Here is a 19448-nt window from a genome sequence, read left to right as displayed (position 1 = left end):
ATCGTTTCGCCCAGCCGTCCTCCCTCATCCCTTGGAGAAGTTCCCGATGAAAAGTCAGGCGTCCCGAGGCTTCACGCTGATCGAACTGCTGGTGGTGATCGCCATCATCGCCGTCCTCATCGCGCTTCTGCTGCCGGCCGTGCAGTCGGCCCGCGAGGCCGCCCGCCGCTCCCAGTGCATCAACAACCTCAAGCAGATCGGCCTGGGGCTGCACAACTACCACAGCGCCCTGAACTCGTTCCCGATGACGGCGACCCTGGCCTACTCCGACGTCGGCGTGCAGGCCGACTGGGGGACCTGGGGCGCCAACGCCATGCTCCTCCCCTACCTGGAGCAGCGCCCGCTTTACGACGCGGCCAACTTCTCGTGGTCGACCTGGCAGGGGGGCGGGGCCGCCAACAACACGACGGTCTTCCTCTCGAAGGTGGCGGTGTTCGTCTGCCCGTCGGACGGCCTGACGGGGACCGAGAACACCAACAACTACTTCGGCTCGGTGGGCACGACCGCGGGCTTCTACCCCAACCGGGAGTCGACCGGGATGTTCGCCAGCAAGGCGAACTACGGGCTCCAGCACGTCACCGACGGCTCGTCCAACACCATCGCCTACTCCGAGGCCCTCGTCTCCACGACCCTCTACAGCCCCCGCCAGACCAGGTGGCGCGACGGCCCCTCCAGCTCCGGCGCCGGCCCCGCCTACGGGCTCCTGGACCCCACCAACAACCTCGCCGCCCTGCGCCAGGACTGGCAGACCTGCAACGAGTGGTTCAAGACCCAGCGGAGCATGGGCCAGCGCGGCTACCGCTGGAACCTCGGCGCCCTGGGCGAGAGCATGTTCCAGACGCTCATCCCGCCCAATTCCAACGAGTTCCCCTGGAACTCCTGCCGGATGGACTGCGGGCCCGATTGCGGGGCGCTGCACAGCGGTTACTATAACGCCACCAGCAACCATCCCGGGGGCGTGAACGCGGCCATGGCCGACGGCAGCGTGAAGTTCATCAAGAGCAGCGTCTCGATGCCGATCTGGTGGGCCCTGGGCACCAAGGCCGGCGGCGAGGTGATCAGCTCCGACTCCTTCTGATCCCGAGGCGAACCCTCCCCATGTCAACCCCCGACGTCGATCCCCGATCGACCCCCGGACCCGTCGTCGAGGCGCCGCGCGAGCGGGCCTCGACGATCCGACTCCTCGCCCTGGCGACGTCCGCCGGCCTGCTCGCGGGCCTGGCCTCGTGGCTGGCGGAGGAGTCGATGCACGGGCGGTTCCGGCCGCCCCTGACCGCGACCCCGGGCTTCGCCACGCCGGCGGAGACGGCCGTCGCCACCGCCAGCCACCGCGCCGGCGTCCTCGCGGAGACCTCGGTCGTCTTCGGCCTGCTCGGCGCCGCGCTGGGCGCGGCCCTGGGCGCGGTCGGCGGCCTCTCCCGCAAATCCCCCCGCGACGCGGGCCTGGCGGCGCTCGGGGGCTCGGCCCTGGGGGCCGCCGCCGCCGTCGCGGCCGTGCAGGTCGCCGTCCGGCTCGGCTTCCGCCTCCTCCCCCAGGACGACGACGGCCTGCTCGGCGCCCTGGCGATGCAGGGGGCGATCGCCGGCCTGCTCGGCGCGGCGGCCGGCGCGGCGCTCGGGTTCGGCGCGGCCGGCCGCCGGGGCGTCCCCCAGGCGGTCGTCGGCGGCCTGCTCGGCGGCGTCGTGGGGGTCGTCGCCTACCAGGTGGCCGGCGCCCTGGCGTTCCCCCTGGCCGAGACCAGCCGCCCCGTGGCCACGACCCCCGGCGCGCGGCTCACGGCCCAGCTCCTCATCGCCGCCCTCGCCGCCGCCGGCGCGGCGCTCGGCGCCGCCCCGGCCCCGCGCCGGGGCTGATCCGACCGCGACCCACCCCCGCCCCCCCCCACGACGGCCGGCCCCGGAGACCCCCTCCCGGGCCGGCCGTCGCGCTTCCCGCCCCGACCGGGACCGTCGGCGGCTCGGCTCGCGCGGCCGCGGATCGGCGACGGGCCGGTCCACGGGCGGGTCGACCCCGCGGCGCCCGAGACGTCGCCCCCAGGCCGTTCAACCAACATATCTATGCAGTAGTCTTGATTTCTTGATTTCTTAAGAAAGCTTTACAAGGAATGCCGAAATCGGCCCGAAACGTCGCCCTTGCGGGCTCCCGCCGGGGAGGTCGACGAGGAGGCCGCGCCGGCCTCGCGAACGGCGACGGACGCCGGATTCGCAAGGAATACTAGGGATTCCGCGATTGATGCCCGCGCGGGGGCACGCACTCATTTGGACAAGCGCCGACCTGCGCATTTCTTCGAATCTCCATTTGTAACTACGTGGATCAAGCTTTAGAATGTCCGCGACCGGCCCCGCTCCCCAGGGGTCGCGTCCACGCCCGCCGCTCCCCCGCGGCGCGGCCCGTCGGGCGGCGCGCCTCCCCCGGGGCCCACCGGCCCCGCCGCGACGCCCCCGGCCCGGACGTCACCCGGACCCTGCCCCAAGGCCATCACAGGAGACTCGCTTGATGCATCGGACGTTCCTCGGCCTCGCCGCCCTGCTCGCGCTCGCCTCGACCGCGGCGCGGGCCGACTTCACCGTCGACGACTTCGGCACGTCGCCCCAGTCCACTTCGATCACCGGCGGCACCGGCTCGACCTCCAGCACGACGGCCGCGGTCGGCGTCCTGGGCGGATCCCGCACGCTGAACCTCGCCGTCTCGGCGAACCCCTTCGGCCAGAACGCCACGGCGGTCGTGACCGGCGGCGACCCCGGCTACTTCATCCTGAACAGCGGCGCCGGGGTGAACGCCTCGGGCTCGATCGTCTACGACGCCTTCGGCGCCGGGCTCGGCGGGGAAGACCTGGCCCAGTACGGCTCGCAGTTCGAGGTCGACCTGATCGCGGCCGACGCCAGGCTGACCCTCGGCATCACGCTGACCGACACGTTCGGCGCCACCCGGACCGTCTCGTTCTCGAACCTGTCCGTCGGCCTGGTCTCGTTCGGCTTCGCCGGCTTCACCGGCGTCGACCTGACGAGCCTCGCCTCGGTCGCGCTCGTCTTCGACGCGCCCGAGAGCGCGGACTTCGTCCTCAACTTCATCGGCGTCACCGGCAACGTCCCGCCGGTCGTCCCCGAGCCGGCCTCCGCGGGCCTGATGGGCCTGGGGCTGATCCTCGCCGTCGTCTCGGCGCGCCGCCGCCGACGCGCCCGCGCCTGAGACCCGCCCTTCGCGTACCCCTCTTGAGCTCGATTCGAAAGGAGGCGGCCTGGAGGACGACGAATCGACCATCCGAACGAGCGAGACCGGGGGCGGGCGGCCTGAGAACACCGCGCGCCCCCGCCTCTTTTCGAAGGTCTCCGTGCACGCTCCTCACTCAACGCCACCCAATGGCGAGGCAGGACCTTCGGGCGTCACGGGAACGGAGACCCCGTGGGCCGGTCGGGGATCTCGGCGAAGGCTCGGGAGCGGGCCGACGCCGATCCACGGGTTCGGAGACCGAGTTCGGCCCTCACAACGATCCCGTGCCGGTGGCGTCGAGTGAGGAGGGTCGCTCCACGGCGCAGGCTCAGGCGACGACGGCGGGCGTAGCCGCCGGCTCGGGCCGGACGCGAGGGCCGTTCAGGAAGCGGCCCAGCCAGGTGTACCGCACCAGGGCCCGGTAGCTCCACAACAGGAGGCCGGTCGTCGCCGCGACGACGATCGCGAACTTCAGGACGGCCGGGATCGGCCAGTCTCGCACCAGATACTGCAATGCCACGACCAGCGGCAGGTGGGCGAGGTAGAGCCAGTAGGCCGAGTCCGACAGGTAGCGCATCCCCGGGCTCTCCGCCGGGCAGGCCCGCCGGAACAGCCCCATGAGCCCGAACGTCAGGAGCCAGGGATAGGCCGCCTGCAGGAAGATCGCCAGGCCCCGTCGCGCCTGCGGCCCGAGCGCGACGCCCGGCGGCCCGTCCCACCCCGCCGCGAGCGCCAGGCCCAGCGGCAGCACCACGAGGAGCCCGATCGCCAATGGGGCCCACCAGCGACCGCCGACCCGCCCCTCCCGGTCGTCGAACCCGAAATAGAGCGCCCCGAAGCCGAAGAAGATCGCGTAATAGGCCAGGACCTGCGGGATCGGCAGGAGGCTCGTCGAGGTGTCCGGCCCGAAGCCCGGCGAGTCGCCGCCGCCCATGAACGCCTGCGGGACCATCGTCAGCGGGACCAGCCAGAGGTAGCGGGCGGGCGAGAGGACGAGCCAGCCCGGCGGCCGGGCCGTCGGCAGCCTCGCGGCGAGGGCCGAGACGGCCGCATAGCCGAGCACGAGCCACCAGAGGAACCACAGGAACCAGAGGTGGCCGAACACGGGCATCTGCGTCAGAAACGCGGCCAGTCCCGGCTGCGCGCCCGCCGTCGCTCCGCGGGCCCGCAGGACCTCCGCGATGGCGGCCTTGCGGCGCCCCAGCCCGTCCTCGTCGAGTTCCAGCCGCAGGAGCGAGGCGAAGTAGCGGGTGGTCCCCTCGTCCAGGCTCGCCACGCTCAGCGGCGTGGCGCCGCTCCCGTTGACCGCGTTGACGTCCGCGCCGCCGCGGATCAACGCCTCGACGGCCCGTTCATGGCCCAGGAACGCCGAGGCGTGCAGGGCCGTCCCGCCGTCCCGGCCGGTGGCGTTCACGTCGGCGCCGCGCTCGATGAGGCGCTCGATCGCCTCGGCCCGGCCGGCGGCCGCAGCCCACTGCAGGGCCGTCCCGCCGTGTTCGGGGTCGGCGGCGTTCACCGACTCGCCGGCCGCCAGGTGACGCTCGATCGCGTCAAGGTCGCCCGCCCGCGCGGCGCCCCAGAGGGTCGAGGCCCCGCCCCCCGGCGTCGCCACGCCGCGATCGTCGGAGGGTGCGGACGACATCGCGAGGCCCGAGATCGCGTTCGTGAGCGGGATGATCGTGACCATCCCCAGCAGCAAGGGGAGGAACACCCGCCGATATCGATGCTTCACCAGCTCCAACCGTCCTCGACGCTGCAGCAGCATGGCGCTGAAGAAGCCGCTCATGACGAAGAAGAGCGGCATGCGGAAGCCGTGGATCGCCGCGAAGAGGATCCCGAACGCCGGTTCCTGCCGGCGGTCCGCGACCATCCAGAACGACGGGAAGAACGAGAGCGACGCGTGCAGGACGATCCCCAGCAGCATGGCCCCGGCTCGCAGGGCGTCCAGGTCGGATCGTCGATCGGTGGGGGGGATTTGGTGGCTCATGGCAAGACGTTCGCCCGAACTCGTTCGATATTGAGGCGAGTCGTCGAGCTTGATCTCTCGGGGCGGTCGCTCTCGCTGCTTCCGATCCAGAGGGGCGGCGAGGCCCGGTTCGACAAACCGCTGACGGCCCCCCCTCCTTTGGTAATCAGTGCCCCAGGAGGACCGATGTGGATAGCGACCGCAATTTCAACTTGGCGACCACCAGGGCTACCCGTGAACTCGCGAGCATGTCACTCCGTCATGAGGCACTGGAAGACCGCCTCGAGGGGCTTGTCGAAGACCTGCGCGACCCGGAACGCCACCTCCAGAGACGGCGAGTACTTGCCGCCCTCGATCGCGTTGACCGTCTGCCGGCTCACGCCGATCCGATCGGCGAGATCCTGCTGGGTCATCTCGCCGCTCTCGAACCGGAGCGCCCGGATCTGATTCCGAATGACCACCTTGGCGGGGACCATCCCTAGACCCCCCGGCGGTAGTAGACGAGTCGGAGGACCTGCCCCAGCACTTCGCTCAGGAACATCGAGAGCAGCAGCAGGTGCGCGATCCAGACGTTGTTGATGGAGAAGAGCATGCCCGTGATCGCGGCGAACACCCCCACGGCGAGCACCCACGACGAGTTGTTCTCGGCCCGCCAACCGATCAGCCGGTCGCGCTCGTCCCGTCCCTCGGGCCGGCTCGCAATCGCCGCCACGACGAACCCGGCCACCATCAGGGCCACCATCATCACGACAGTCACGATGAACAGTGGCACGTAGGCCGGCAGGGCCGTGACGCCCGCCGAGAGCATGAGCCCCGCGACGACGAAGTAGGCCCCCAGCCCGAGCACCGTGGCGACCAGTTGGAGCCACACGCCTTTCTCCTCGAGTGACGCACCCATCAGGGCCTCCTTGTTCGCGGCAATGACAAATATTCTTGACACCACGTCAAGTCTATTTGACATTCGCCCGGAGTCAAGGATTCTTGACACGAAACCTGTGGCATGCCTGGGGGCAGGTCGGGACTCCATGCGTCATCGATTGAGGTCCGTGAACTACCCCCATGGCTGTCTCCGGCTCGGAGACGGGCGAGACCCGGAGGGTCACCCCGCCGCTGTTCGTGATCGAGTCCCTGAGGCTCTGCTGGGCTTGCGAGGGCTTGCCGCCCGGTCGCTTCGTTTCACAGCCGAAGAACGCCCCCGGTTTCTTCGAGACCAGGGATGAGCTGGAGCGGGAGGTGGCGGCGTGGGAAGAGGAGCGGAACGGGCGGGGCGTCGAGATCCGGCGGCGTTTGCACGACGACGGATGCACGGATCAAGCTCCGACGCCTTCACCCGGTACTTTGTGATCGGCGGGCGACCAGCCCCCGACGTCCTTCCCCCCTGGCTGGGAAGGGAAGGCATGAGAACCTGAGGTCGCGGTGGATTTTGACGACGCCCCCTCCCCGATCGGCGAACGGGAGCATCCTCCTGGATGGGGCGTTGCGCGCCGCGAGGCGGTCGGCCGGGCTCCCGGGGCCGTCGCGAGGCCGGCGGGGCATGAGAAAAGTGGACGAACGAAGCCAATCCCGGAGCCCGAAAACCGATCTTAAGCCGAACCACCAAAGAAGCTTGCGTCGATTGGCTTCGTTTCCAGGCGGGCGCGAACGAAGCCAATCTCGCCACGGCTCAGATGCCGGCGCCTTCCTGGAGGGCGAGGCCCATGGCGCGGTGGACGTCGACGGGCTGGAAGGAGTTCTGGGCGCGGTCGTAGACGTTGAGGTGGCGGGGGGAGACGTAGACCTCGTCGCCGGGGGCGAAGCCGACGCCCAGGGAGCGGTTGCGGGGGAGTTCGATGTGCAGGGGATGGTCGGGGGCGATCCGGAGGTCCAGGCGGACGACGCTCCCCAGGGGGGTGATGCGCTCGACCCGGGCGGGCCAGTAGGGCTTGCCGTCGCGCTCGGCGAAGACGTCGAGGTCGTGGGGGCGGACGTAGGCCTCGGCGTGGTCGGCGGGGGGCTGGTCGAGCCAGGTCTCCGGGCCCCGGCCGATCGAGCCGGCCTTGAGCGAGCGGAGGGGGAGGACGTTGATGGCCCCGAGGAAGCCGGCGACGAACGGGTTTGCGGGCCGCTCGTACAGGGCCTGCGGCGGGCCGATCTGCTGGACCTTGCCGTCGGCCAGGACGACGATCTGGTCGGAGACCTCGAACGCCTCGCGCTGGTCGTGGGTGACGAACAGGCTGGTGACGTGGACCTCGTCGTGGAGCCGCCGCAGCCAGGTGCGCAGCTCGTCGCGGACCTTGGCGTCGAGCGCGCCGAACGGCTCGTCGAGCAGCAGCACCTTGGGCCGGGGCGCCAGCGCCCGGGCCAGGGCCACGCGCTGGCGCTGGCCGCCGGAGAGCTGCGAGGGGTAGCGGTTGGCGTAGCCGCCGAGCTGGATCAGGTCCAGCAGCTCGTCGACCCGGCGGCGGATCTCGTCCTTCGGGACCTTGCGGATCTTCAGGCCGAAGCCGATGTTGTCGCGGACGGTCATGTGGCGGAAGAGGGCGTAATGCTGGAAGACGAAGCCGACGCCCCGCTGCTGGACCGGCAGCGCCGTGGCGTCCTCGCCGGTGAGCATGACGCTGCCGGAGTCGGCCGTCTCCAGGCCGGCGATCGTGCGCAGGATCGTGCTCTTGCCCGACCCCGACGGCCCCAGCAGGGCCACGAGCTGGCCCGCCTGGACCTCGAACGACACGCCGTCGACGGCCTGGAACGCGCCGTACTTCTTGGAAAGCCCCCGAACCTCGATCGCCACGGCCTTCTCCTCGTCTCCCGTCCCCGCCGCGGCCTCGCGCCGCGGCGCGAGCCACGTCCCTCGATGGTACGAAAGCGAGGGCCGCGACGCCAATCTCGGATGGCCTTGCGCCGGCCTCGCGCCCAGGTCCAGGTCCCGAAGCTCGCTCACGGCTCCACCTCCCTCGTCCGCTCCAGGCGGGCCCGCAACAGGTCCATCCCCACCAGCAGGAGGAACGACGAGGCGGCCAGAACGAGGCTGGCGGCGTACGCCCCCTCGGGGTGGAAGCTCTCGATCCCCTCGGCGATGTACAGGGTGGCCGTCTGGGTCCGGCCGATGACGTTGCCCGAGACGACCAGGACGGCCCCGAACTCGCCCAGGCAGCGGGCGACGGTCAGGGTCACGCCGTACGCCACGCCCCAGCGGATCGACGGCAGGGTCACGCTCCGGAAGGTCCGCCAGCGGCCCGCCCCCAGCGTGTGCGCCGCCTGCTCGTACTCCTCGCCCATCTCGCGGAGGATCGGCACCAGCTCGCGGACCACGAACGGGACCGTCACGAACATCGTCGCCAGGATCATCCCCGGCAGGGCGTACGCCACCTGGAACCCGCGCGACTCCAGCCAGCCCCCGATCGCGCTGTCGGGCCCGTACAGGACGATCAGCATCAGCCCGGCCACGATCGGCGAGACGGCGAACGGCATGTCCACCACGCCGTCGACCAGCGATCGCCCGAAGAACCGCTGCCGGACCAGCACCAACGCCATGGCGATCCCGAACACCGTGTTCACCAGCGTGGCGACCAGCGTGATCCCCAGCGACATCGCGAACGCCCGCTGCACCCCCGGCTCGGCCAGCGCCGCGATGAGGGGCCTCGCCCCCCCCGCGAACGCCTGCCTCGCCAGCGCCAGGCCGGGGATCAGGATCAGGGCCGCGAACCAGAGCAGCACCGCCCCGATCAGCAGCCGGCGGCCCCACGACGAGGGCGCGTCGCGGCCCTCCAGCGGCAGGTCCACGGCCCTCGCCAGCGTCGGGCGATCGGGCTCGGTCGGGCTCGCGCCGGCGTCGGCGCCGTCGCCTTCATCAGCTCGCATCGCGGACCTCCCCCCGGCGCTGCAGGGCGTTGAGGACGACGAGGATCAGCAGGGACGACGCCAGCAGCACCGCCGAGACCGCCAGGGCCCCGTGGCGGTTGCCGCTCTCGATCTCGCCGAAGACGTAGATCGGGGCCGTCTTGGTCAGGAGCGGCTGGTTCCCGGCCACCATCACCACGCTGCCGTACTCGCCCAGCGCCCGGCTGAACGACAGGGCCGAGCCGGTCAGGATCGACGGCCAGAGGGTCGGCAGGGTGACGCGGAGGAAGGTCGTGAAGGGCCCCGCGCCAAGCGTCGCGGCGGCCTCCTCCTCGGCCCGGTCCAGCGACAGCAGCACCGGCTGGACGCTCCGGATCACGAACGGATAGGTCACGAACAGGAGCGCCAGGATGATCCCCGGCTGGTCGTAGATGACCTTCCAACCGGCCTTGCCGGCGATCGCCCCGACGACGCTCTCGGGCCCGTACAGGGCCACCAGCATCACCCCGGTGACGACGGTCGGCACGGCGAACGGCAGGTCGATCAGGGCGTTCACCAGGTTCCGGCCGGGGAACTCATACCGCACCAGCACCCAGGCGGTGGCCGTCCCCGTGACCGCGCCCACCAGCACCATGATGAACGCCGTGACGAAGGTCAGCTTCAGGGCGTGCCAGGCGTAGGGCTCGCTCACGGCGGCCCAGAAGGCCCGGGGGCCGGGCTCGACCGCCTGCCAGGTCATCGCCAGCATCGGCACGACGACCATGACCCCCAGGTACGCGAGGCTCGCCCCCCGCAGCGCCGCGGCGGGCTGCATGGCGCGGCGGGCGAGGGTCGCGGGTACGACGGCCATGGCTCACTTCCCCCGGTTCTGCACGGCCTGGGCGGCGATCGTCGTCCAGAGGCCGTCGGTCGAGTACAGCTCCTCTTCGAGCTTCGCCCAGCCGCCGAGGTCGTCGGTCGTGAAGACCTTGGCGGGCTCGGGGCGGCCGGCGACCGCGTCCTTGACCTCGGGGTTGACCGGCCGGAAACCGTACTCGGCGAAGATCTTCTGGCCCTCGGCCGAGAGCAGGAACTCCAGGAACGCCTTCGCCAGCGCCTCATTGCCGTGCTTGGCGATCGACGGGCCGACCAGGGCGACCGGGCTCTCGATCAGGAGCGTGGCCGGCGGCACGACGTAGGGGATCGCGTCCCCCTCCTTGGCCCGCAGCAGCAGCTCGTTCTCATACGTCACGACGGCGTCGCTGGACTTCATCTTCGCGAAGCTCGCCATGCTCTGGCGGCCCGACTGGTCCATGTTCACGACGTTCGCCTGGACCTTGGCCATCAGGTCCTTGACCGGCGCGAGGTCGGGGTTCGCCGGGTCCTTCTCGCGGGCCTGCAGCAGGGCCGAGCCGTAGATGGCGTTGATGTTCCAGCGGGCGCCCCCGGAGGTCTTGGGGTCGGGGTAGAGCACGCCGACGCCGGGCTTGGCCAGGTCGGCGAAGTCGTGGATCGACTTCGGGTTCCCCTCGCGGTGGCCGATGACCACCAGGCTGTTGGTCAGGATCCCCTTGTAGGCCCCGTCCTTCCAGCCCGGGGCGACCTTGCTCGCCTTGACGAGGATCTCCATGTCCCCCGTGTGGGAGAGGGCGGCGATGTCGGCGTCGAAGCCCGAGCCGATCGAGCGAGCCTGGGCGCCCGAGGCGTTGTAGGACTCCTCGAACGTCGCCTCGCGGCCCGTCTCGGCCTTCCACTTCTTGATGAAGGCGGGGATGAGGCCCTCGTGGAAGACCTCGCGGACGACCGAGTACGCGCCGATCTTCAGCGAATCGGCGTTCGAGACCGGCTTGTCGCCGCAGCCGGACGCGGCCAGGGCCAGCGTCAGGGCGACGGCGATCGTCGACGCGCCCGCGGGGGTGCGGGCGGGGAGGGGGGTGTCATGCTCCATCGGATCCTCGGAATCGGTCGGGGCCGGAAGGCGGTGAAGCCAGGTCCCGCGCGTCGGGCGACGGGCGGGACCTGGCCTTATCGGTTGGGATTGTCGGGCGTCGCCGCCTCGGCGTCCATGTCAATACTGGTCGGCCGACACGATCTCGCCGCCGCCGCGGGTCACCAGGGCGGCGATCGTCGGCAGGGCGATCGAGTCCTTGATGAATCGGACGGAGCCGTCGCCCAGCAGCACGTTGATCCCGCCGGTGTGGAATCCGAAGAGGCCGCCGGTCCCTTCGCTGACGTAGTACGGGTGGGGGAAGGGCTGGCCGGCGACGTTCTCGCCGTTGGCGGCGTTGATCACGACCGGGCCGGGGAAGACCGAGCCGTCGGCCGTGGAGCCGTTGAGGGTCACGTCGCTGGCCGGGCGGGCCCAGCCGCCGGCGTTGACCCGGTTGGCCGGGACCGAGCCGAAGACCCGGCCGCCGCGGCGGTAGACGAACGGCCGGCCGGCCGACTCGACGAAGACGATCGTGTTCGAGAGGCCGTCGGTGGCGTCGGCCAGGCGCGTCTTCTTGTTCTTGACGATCAGGGTCTCGGGCGGAGTGGAGCCGGCCGGGAAGACGTTGTACGGCGGGCCGCCCAGGCGGGAGTCGATCGCGACGATCGGCGAGTAGTCGGTGATGGCGGCCACCGTGGGCGTCCAGCTCGGCGAGTAGGGCTGGACCTCGGGGATGCCGTCGAGCCGGCTGGGGTCGGCCGGGCTGGAGGGGCAGATCAGGGTGCTGATCCGCGTCCGGACGGCCGTCGAGTTGGCCGGATCGCCCCAGGTGATGCCAATGTTCAGGGCGTTGTAGACCTGGGTCTGCTCCATGAAGTTGAGCATGCCCAGCAGGGCCGCGACCCGCGGCAGGGTCGTCAGGCCGGTCGGCCGGATGCTGCTGGGAAGCTCGCTGTTGACGTCGTGGAAATTGTGGACCGAGATGCCGAGCTGCTTCAGGTTGTTCACGCACTGGGAGCGGCGGGCGGCCTCGCGGGCGGCCTGCACGGCCGGCAGCAACAGGGCGATCAGGACGGCGATGATGGCGATCACGACCAGCAGCTCGATCAGCGTGAAACCCGAGCGGTGGCGGGGGCGGGGGAGGCGGTTCATCCTGGACTCCTGGAATTCCATTCGTTTTTCTGGGGGGAGGCGCGCTCGACACGTGTCGTCACGCGGGCGGAAGTTGTGTGCGGATCCGAAGGGGATAAAAACGCGGGTCGGACGGCCGGGCCGGGCTCGCGGTCACTTCCTGGTGATCGCGAACGGCTCCAGCGCGTTGTCCGAATCCTTCACCGTCACCTGCAGCGGGGTGGTCGCGGGGGTGGTGTAGGCCTTGGGGATCACGTTCGGGCCGGCGACCAGGTCGTTCCCCTGCTTGACCGGCTTCGTCCACTGGACGGTCACCGCGTAGTCGCCGGCCGGGGCGCCGTCGCCCTCGGTCGCGCTCGTCAGCGAGAAGGAGCCGTCGGCCTGGACCGTCGCCCGGGGCGTGTACGCCTCGGCCCCGGCCTTCGGCGGCGTCTTGGGATTGAAGACCACGAACGCGCCGGCGGCCGGCTCCCCCTCGAACGTCACCTTCCCCTTCACCGGGAAGACCGGGACGCCCGGGCCGGAAGCGGCGTCGTCGCTACAGCCGAAGGCCGCCGCGGCGGCCGCCAGCATCGCGGCCCGGCCCAGCGCCCTCGTCGCGAGGCGGGCCCGCTCCCAGCGGCCCCGCCCCTCGCCCTCGCCCCGCTTCCTCTCAACCGGAACCGCCGTCGCCGTGTTCATCGTCCGTGTCATCCTGGAAGCCATCGAACCGACTCGCCGCAAGCTCGCGACGATCCGCCGTCGCTCATCCGAGTTCGGCCTCGGAACCAAACCTGTTCGGTCGAGTTTGTCGAGAACGGATCGCCCTTAGAGCAAGCCGAGTGCCAATCGCCCCGAGACCCAGCCATATGGCCTCAAATCCCACTAAGTGAGGCGAGATTGTAGGCTTTGCAACAGAACGGGCTGTGAACGAACCCGTGAGCCGTGAAATACCACGGGGTTACCCATGATATTTCCTGGATTTCCGTCATATATCCTGGTATTTTGGGCCCATGAACGACTTCGGCCCGATCTTGCTGAGCGTCTGGCGGGTGGTGTCGCGGCACCGCACGTTGGCGGAGTCGCTGGAGGAGACGGTCCCGATGCTGGCGGGCCGGCTCCCGCTGGACGTGCTGGCGATCCGCTCGATCGACCGTCCCGGCGGCTTCCTGGAAACGACGGCCTTCGAGAGGGCGGGGGGGAGTGGCACGCGGGGGGACTCGCGGACGCCGATCCCGGCCGACGCCCTGGCGAGGGTGCTGGACTGGTGCTCGCGGGGGGAGGTGGGGGTGGACTCGCGAGGATTCCGGGCCCTCCTGCCGGGGCTGGTCCCCGCCGGCGTGGAGGGGACGGTCCTCGCGGCCCCTCTCGACCCGGAGGAGGGGGCGCCGGCGGTCCTCGTGCTGTCGACGGCGTCGCCCCGGGGGTTCACGGCCGAGCATCAAGGCCTGGCGCGGGCGCTCGTCGAGCCGTTGACGGTGGCCGTGGAGAACGACCACCGGCTCCGCGAGCTGGTCAAGCTGCGCGAGGCGGCCGAGGCCGAGAACCGGATCTTGCGGTCCCGGCTCGACCGCGACGACCTGGCCGTCTCGATCGTCGGCGCCGAGACCGGGCTCCGCGAGGTCATGGAGCAGATCGAGCTGGTCTCCACGGCCGACGCCCCGGTCCTGATCCTCGGAGAGACCGGCTCGGGCAAGGAGGTCGTCGCGCGGGCGATCCACACCCGGTCGCGCCGATCGGCCGGGCCGTTCCTCCGCGTGAACTGCGGCGCGATCCCCTCGGAGCTGGTCGATTCCGAGCTGTTCGGCCACGAGAAAGGGTCGTTCACCGGGGCGGTCGGCGAGCGCAAGGGGTGGTTCGAGCGGGCCGACGGCGGCACCCTGTTCCTCGATGAGTGCGGCGAGCTGCCGCCGGCGGCCCAGGTGCGGCTGCTGCGGATCCTGCAGGACGGCCGCTTCGAGCGGGTGGGGGGGGAGAAGCCCCGGCGGGTGGACGTGCGGATCGTGGCCGCGACCCACCGCGACCTGCACGCGATGGTCCACGACGGCCGGTTCCGCCAGGACCTCTGGTATCGCCTCGCCGTCTTCCCGATCCACCTCCCCCCCCTGCGCGACCGCCTGGCCGACGTCCCGGCCCTGGCCGCCCACTTCGCCCACCGCGCGGCGAAGCGGCTGGGCCTGCCGGACCTCTCGCCGACGACCGACGACGTGGGACGGCTCGTCCGCTACCCCTGGCCGGGGAACGTCCGCGAGCTGGCGGCGGTGATCGAGCGGGCCGCGATCCTCGGCAACGGCGCGGGGCTGGACGTGGCCCGGGCGCTCGGCGTCCCCTCGATCGCGCCCGCCCCGACGCCGACGGCCCCGGCGAAGCCCGGATCGGCCGGCGGGCTCGAACCGCTGGCCACCCTCGACCAGGCCGCGGCCCGACACATCGAGCAGGCCCTGGTCCGCGCCGGGGGGCGGGTCGAGGGCCCCCGGGGGGCCGCCGCGATCCTGGGCGTCAACCCCCACACGCTCCGCTCCCGGATGAAGAAGCTGGGCGTCGACTGGGACCGCTTCCGCCCCCCGCGCGTCGACGGGGCCTGACCCGCCGCCGGATCGACCGGCCCGGGCCCCGGATCCTCGACATGTTCATTCATGTCTTGGGCCGACATATCCTCGCCATTGATTCGAGAAGCTGAACGGCGAACTCCGCCATGTGATGAATGGGTCGAAATGCGGCGAATTCCTGCATGGGCCGTCAATTCTCGACGCCCGCGCAAGTCCGAAGAATTTCGTTATCAACCCATTGCCTGCGCCGCAACTCGCCGTATATTCACTAACAGCGAGACATCCGACGATCGGGTCGGATCGATGAGTCGATGGAATGGAACGGTCCCGCCCGGCAGCGTGCGGGCCGTGCGAGGCGGGGCGCTCCCCCGGGCGGATCGACGCCCGAAGGCGCGCCGCGCCCGCCGCGTTTCCGATCGTCACGTTATCGAGGTCGGGGCCCTCGCGGCTCCCGGCCCCCTCGTCGGCGCGTCGGGCCGCATGCGGCGGGGCGCGGACGCCGAGAGAAGAGAAAGGTCTGCCAACATGCGTGCCCGTGGATATCTGGGCTGGGCGACGGTCGGCGTCGCCTGGGCCGTCGCCGCCTTCGCCCTGTCCGCGGCCCCGGGCTGCGGCTCGGAGCCCGTGTCCGAGGCCCGGTATGAGACGTCGCCGCGCGACGCCCTCAAGGATTCGATCCAGTACTCGCAGGCCCAGCACGAGAAGAAGCCGTCGAAGAAGGCGAGAGCCCGGCGCTGAGCCGGCCCGCCCGACCCCGGCGCCTCTCCCATCCCCAACCGGCCCCCGCCGCGACCCGACGGGGCCCGCCCAGGAGCCAGTCCATGACCGGATCTCGCAGGAAGGATCGGGGCTTCACCCTGATCGAATTGCTGGTGGTGATCGCCATCATCGCCGTCCTCATCGCGCTCTTGCTGCCGGCCGTGCAATCGGCCCGCGAGGCCGCCCGGCGCGCCCAGTGCATCAACAACCTGAAGCAGATCGGGCTGGCGATGCACAATTATCATTCGTCGCAGAACACGTTCCCGATGGGCGTGTCGGCGTCGTACAACACGGCCAACGGCGGCTGCGTCGCCTGGTCGGGCTGGAGCGTCCACGCGCTGCTGCTGACCGCGATGGAGCAGACGGCGATCTACAACGCCGCCAACTTCCAGCTCGACCCGCTGCAGGGCGTGGGCTGGGACGTCAACGCGACCTCGTGGCAGACCAAGGTGTCGTCGTTCCTCTGCCCGTCCGACGGCAACGCCGGCAAGGTGGGGTACAACAGCTACTACGCCAGCCGGGGGACGTCGTTCAACGCCGACTTCAACGTCGCGCAGAATCCCCCGCCGAACTGCGGCGGCAACCTCCGGAGCACGGGCCTCTTCTCGTACCAGCAGTCCTACGGCCTCAACGACATCACCGACGGCTCGTCCAACACCGTCGCCTTCAGCGAGGGCCTCGTCGGCTCGGGCGACAACCGCCCCCGGCCGCAGGTCACCGGCGTGAACGTCGACAGCCTCTCCGGCACGGGCGGCGACGCCCGGGCGCTCGACGCCAACAATTTCCTGACGATGGGCGAGATCGCCCCCGGCGTCCAGATGTCGAACGTGCTGCAGACCTGCAACACGGCCTTCCAGGCGGCCACGGCGGGCGGCGGCCTCCAGTCCAACCGGGGCGGCCACTGGGCCTGGGGCGCCGAGGGCTTCACCCTGTTCAACACCATCGTCCCCCCCAGCTCGACCCAGTACACCTGGTCGGCCTGCCGGTTCGGATGCGGCACCTGCGGCGTGGGGTCCTCGGACCACTCGCACCTGACCAACGCCAACAGCAACCACTCCGGCGGCGCCAACGTCCTCTTCGGCGACGGCAGCACCCGGTTCGTCAAGGGCTCCATCGCCATGAACATGTGGTGGGCCCTCGGCACCAAGGGGGGCGGCGAGATCGTCAGCTCCGACGCGTACTGATCCCGGACGGCCCCCCGGCCGCCCCGAAGCCGCCCCCCCACCCACGACCCGCCGCGACCAGCTCGGCCGCGACGGGTCGCTCCGCGCGCCACGGGTCCGTCCCCGTCCCCGTGCCACGCCCCGGCGACGGCCGGCTATGGCAGCCTCGGCGGCCGCGTTACCATGGGGCCGGGCAGGAGCATCCGTCGAGGGGGGTCGTCATGAGTCGTCTGTTCGGCGGGCGGGAATCCGAGGAGGGGGCGCCGCGTCGGCCGCTGGACGTGATCTTCGCGCCCCGGACGGTGGCGGTGGTCGGCGCGACGGAGAAGGTGGGGAGCCCCGGCCGCGCGGTGCTCTGGAACCTGATCAGCAACCCCTTCGGCGCGACGGTCTTCCCCGTCAACCCCAACCGCCGGAACGTGCTGGGGATCAAGGCGTACGAGGACGTCGCCTCGGTCCCCGACCCGGTCGACCTGGCGGTGATCCTGACCCCCGCCGCGAAGGTCCCCGGCGTGATCTCGGAATGCGTCGACGCCCACGTGAAAGGCGCGGTGGTGATCTCGGCCGGCTTCCGCGAGGCCGGGCCCGAGGGCGTCCGGCTGGAGCACGAGGTCCTGGAGCGGGCGCGTCGCGGCCGGATGCGGATCATCGGCCCCAACTGCCTGGGGGTGATGCGGCCCCACAGCGGCATGAACGCCACCTTCGCCCACCGCCCGGCGCGGCCGGGGAGCGTCGGCTACATCAGCCAGAGCGGCGCGCTCGACATGGCCGTGCTGGACTGGAGCCGCAAGGAGAACGTGGGCTTCAGCGCGTTCATCTCGGTCGGCTCGATGCTGGACGTCGGCTGGGGCGACCTGATCGACTTCCTGGGGGACGACCCGCACACCAAGAGCATCGTCATCTACATGGAGTCGATCGGCGACGCGCGGGCCTTCCTGTCGGCCTCGCGCGAGGTGGCGTTGACCAAGCCGATCATCGTCATCAAGGCCGGGCGGACCGACGCCGCGGCGCGGGTGGCGGCGACCCACACCGGGGCGCTCGCCGGCAGCGACGAGGTGCTGGAGGCCGCCTTCCGCCGCGTGGGCGTCCTCCGCGTGGACTCGATCGCCGACGTCTTCGACATGGCCGACGTCCTCTCGAAGCAGCCCCGCCCGCGAGGGCCGAGGCTGGCGATCGTCACCAACGCCGGCGGCCCCGGCGTGCTGGCGACCGACGCCCTGATCGAGCACGGCGGCGAGCTGGCCGAGCCCTCGGAAGACTCCATGCGCGCCCTCGACCTGTTCCTCCCCCGGGGCTGGAGCGGGGACAACCCGGTCGACGTGCTGGGCGACGCCGACGCCGAGCGGTTCGGCAAGGCGGTCGAGATCCTCGCCGCCGACGACGCCGTCGATGGCCTCCTGACGATCCTCACCCCCCAGGCCGCCACCGACCCGACCGCCGTCGCCGGCCGGCTGAAGCGGCACGCCAAGGTCCTGGGCAAGCCCGTCCTCGCCTGCTGGATGGGGGGCGAATCGATCGAGGAAGGAACGACCATCCTCAATGAGGCGGGCGTCCCGACCTACCCCCACCCCGACGCCGCCGCCCGCGTCTTCGCCCTCATGTGGCGGTCGTCGTACAACCTCCAGGGGCTCTACGAGACCCCGACCCGGCCCGCCGACGACCCCGCCGCCGGCTCGCCCCGCGAGCAGGCCGAGGCCGTCCTGGCGGCCGTGCGCCGCGAGGGGCGGACCATCCTGACTGAGGCCGAGTCCAAGCGGCTGCTGACGATTTATGAGATCCCCACCGTCCCCACGACGGTCGTGCACACGCCCGACGAGGCGGTCGAGGCGGCCGAGGGGTTCGGCTGGCCCGTCGCGGTGAAGCTGAACTCGACCACGATCACCCACAAGAGCGACGTCGGCGGCGTCCGGCTCAACCTGTACGACGCCGACGCCGTCCGCGGCGCCTTCCGCTCCATCGAGCGCTCGGTCGAGGCCCACGCCGGCCCGGGGCACTTTCAGGGGGTCGGCGTCCAGCCGATGGTCCAGCCCGAGGGGGGCGTGGAGGTCCTGCTGGGGAGCAGCCTGGACCCCGAGTTCGGCCCCGTGCTCCTCTTCGGCTCGGGGGGCCGCCACGTCGAGGTCGTCGGCGACCGCGCGCTGGGGCTGCCGCCGCTGAACACCACGCTCGCCCGCCGGATGATGGAGCAGACCCGCGTCTACGCCGCGCTGAAGGGCGTGCGCGGCCAGGCGTCGGTCGACATGGCCGCGCTGGAGCGCCTGCTGGTCCGGTTCAGCGACCTGGTCGTCGAACTCCCCTGGATCCGCGAGATCGACGTCAACCCGCTGTTCGCCTCGCCCGACCGCCTGATCGTGCTGGACGCCCGGGTGATCGTCCACGGCCCCTTGATCCACGCCGACGACCTGCCTCGCCCGGCGATCCGACCCTACCCCGCCCAGTACACGTTCCCCTGGACCTCGAAGAAGGGCGAGCCCCTGGTCATCCGGCCGATCCGCCCCGAGGACGAGCCGCTGCTGGTGAAGTTCCACGCCACGCTCTCGGAGCGGAGCGTCTCGTTCCGCTACTTCCACGCCATGAAGTACAGCACCCGCGTCGCCCACGAGCGGCTGACCCGGATCTGCTTCATCGACTACGACCGCGAGATGGCCCTCGTCGCCGACCACAAGGACCCCGAGACCGGCGAGCGCCGGATTATGGGCGTGGGCCGCCTGAGCAAGATCCGCGGGACCGAAGACGCCGAGTTCGCCCTCCTCGTCAGCGACCAGTTCCAGGGCCGCGGCCTGGGCAGCGAGCTGCTGCGCCGGATCCTCCAGGTCGGCCGCGACGAGCACGTCGCCCGCGTCGTCGGCGACATCCTCCCCGAGAACGTCGAGATGCTCCGCGTCTGCGAGAAGGTCGGCTTCAAGCTCACCCGCGACCTCGAAGACGCCGTCGTCCGCGCGGAGATGGAGTTGTAGGCCGC

At 71.1% G+C, this 19448-nt stretch carries 16 protein-coding genes; 7 read left to right on the top strand and 9 right to left on the bottom strand.

The features are described from left to right. Positions 1-46 precede the first annotated feature (46 nt). From G6O68_RS09800 to G6O68_RS09790, 3 genes are all read left to right on the top strand, one after another. Positions 47-1078, top strand: a complete 1032-nt coding sequence (locus G6O68_RS09800; protein ID WP_165247123.1) for a DUF1559 domain-containing protein — start codon at positions 47-49, stop codon at positions 1076-1078. A gap of 20 nt (positions 1079-1098) precedes the next feature. Beyond that, entirely contained in the window at positions 1099-1854 is a 756-nt protein-coding gene (locus G6O68_RS09795) for a hypothetical protein (RefSeq protein WP_165247121.1), read from the top strand. Positions 1855-2497: 643 nt separating this feature from the next. After that, a complete protein-coding gene (locus G6O68_RS09790) occupies positions 2498-3190 on the top strand; it encodes a PEP-CTERM sorting domain-containing protein (RefSeq protein WP_165247119.1) in 693 nt (230 codons plus the stop codon). 349 nt (positions 3191-3539) lie between these two features. Here the strand turns inward: G6O68_RS09790 and G6O68_RS09785 are convergent, their stop codons facing one another. The 9 genes from G6O68_RS09785 to G6O68_RS09745 all read right to left on the bottom strand — a co-directional run bounded on the left by G6O68_RS09785 (position 3540) and on the right by G6O68_RS09745 (position 12717). Then, positions 3540-5198, bottom strand: a complete 1659-nt coding sequence (locus G6O68_RS09785; RefSeq protein WP_165247117.1) for an acyltransferase family protein — start codon at positions 5196-5198, stop codon at positions 3540-3542. Positions 5199-5428: 230 nt separating this feature from the next. Then, positions 5429-5653 carry a helix-turn-helix transcriptional regulator gene (locus tag G6O68_RS09780; RefSeq protein ID WP_165247115.1) on the bottom strand — a complete coding sequence of 75 codons (225 nt, stop codon included), beginning with the start codon at positions 5651-5653 and terminating at the stop codon, positions 5429-5431. A 2-nt stretch (positions 5654-5655) separates the two neighbouring features. Next, positions 5656-6075, bottom strand: coding sequence for a hypothetical protein (locus tag G6O68_RS09775; protein ID WP_165247113.1), 420 nt, complete (start codon positions 6073-6075; stop codon positions 5656-5658). Between the two features lie 765 nt (positions 6076-6840). Next, entirely contained in the window at positions 6841-7947 is a 1107-nt protein-coding gene (locus tag G6O68_RS09770; protein WP_165247578.1) for a sulfate/molybdate ABC transporter ATP-binding protein, read from the bottom strand. Between the two features lie 146 nt (positions 7948-8093). Further along, a complete protein-coding gene (locus tag G6O68_RS09765; protein WP_165247111.1) occupies positions 8094-9017 on the bottom strand; it encodes a sulfate ABC transporter permease in 924 nt (307 codons plus the stop codon). After that, the gene (cysT, locus tag G6O68_RS09760; protein WP_240911111.1) at positions 9007-9846 is read right to left on the bottom strand and encodes a sulfate ABC transporter permease subunit CysT; all 840 of its coding nucleotides are present in this window, start codon (positions 9844-9846) and stop codon (positions 9007-9009) included. The genes G6O68_RS09765 and cysT overlap by 11 nt, the downstream gene beginning before the upstream one ends. A 3-nt stretch (positions 9847-9849) precedes the next feature. Continuing rightward, positions 9850-10923, bottom strand: coding sequence for a sulfate ABC transporter substrate-binding protein (locus tag G6O68_RS09755; protein WP_165247109.1), 1074 nt, complete (start codon positions 10921-10923; stop codon positions 9850-9852). A gap of 120 nt (positions 10924-11043) precedes the next feature. Further along, entirely contained in the window at positions 11044-12057 is a 1014-nt protein-coding gene (locus tag G6O68_RS09750) for a DUF1559 domain-containing protein (RefSeq protein WP_165247107.1), read from the bottom strand. Positions 12058-12189: 132 nt separating this feature from the next. Continuing rightward, a complete protein-coding gene (locus G6O68_RS09745; RefSeq protein ID WP_165247105.1) occupies positions 12190-12717 on the bottom strand; it encodes a hypothetical protein in 528 nt (175 codons plus the stop codon). 311 nt (positions 12718-13028) lie between these two features. On the opposite strand from G6O68_RS09745, the gene G6O68_RS09740 reads away from it, so the two are divergent. The 4 genes from G6O68_RS09740 to G6O68_RS09725 all read left to right on the top strand — a co-directional run bounded on the left by G6O68_RS09740 (position 13029) and on the right by G6O68_RS09725 (position 19443). Beyond that, a complete protein-coding gene (locus G6O68_RS09740) occupies positions 13029-14600 on the top strand; it encodes a sigma-54 interaction domain-containing protein (protein ID WP_165247103.1) in 1572 nt (523 codons plus the stop codon). 489 nt (positions 14601-15089) lie between these two features. After that, positions 15090-15302: a hypothetical protein gene (locus tag G6O68_RS09735; protein WP_165247101.1), complete on the top strand. Its 213-nt coding sequence runs from the start codon at positions 15090-15092 to the stop codon at positions 15300-15302. Between the two features lie 83 nt (positions 15303-15385). Then, positions 15386-16507 carry a DUF1559 domain-containing protein gene (locus G6O68_RS09730; RefSeq protein ID WP_165247099.1) on the top strand — a complete coding sequence of 374 codons (1122 nt, stop codon included), beginning with the start codon at positions 15386-15388 and terminating at the stop codon, positions 16505-16507. A gap of 200 nt (positions 16508-16707) precedes the next feature. Further along, entirely contained in the window at positions 16708-19443 is a 2736-nt protein-coding gene (locus G6O68_RS09725) for a bifunctional acetate--CoA ligase family protein/GNAT family N-acetyltransferase (protein WP_165247096.1), read from the top strand. The last annotated feature ends 5 nt before the right edge of the window (positions 19444-19448 follow it).

This window comes from Paludisphaera soli (genome assembly GCF_011064595.1).
Taxonomy (GTDB): Bacteria; Planctomycetota; Planctomycetia; order Isosphaerales; family Isosphaeraceae; genus Paludisphaera; species Paludisphaera soli.
The sequence above is the reverse complement of the archived record's forward strand: the minus strand, read 5'-3'. Positions and strand labels throughout refer to the sequence as shown.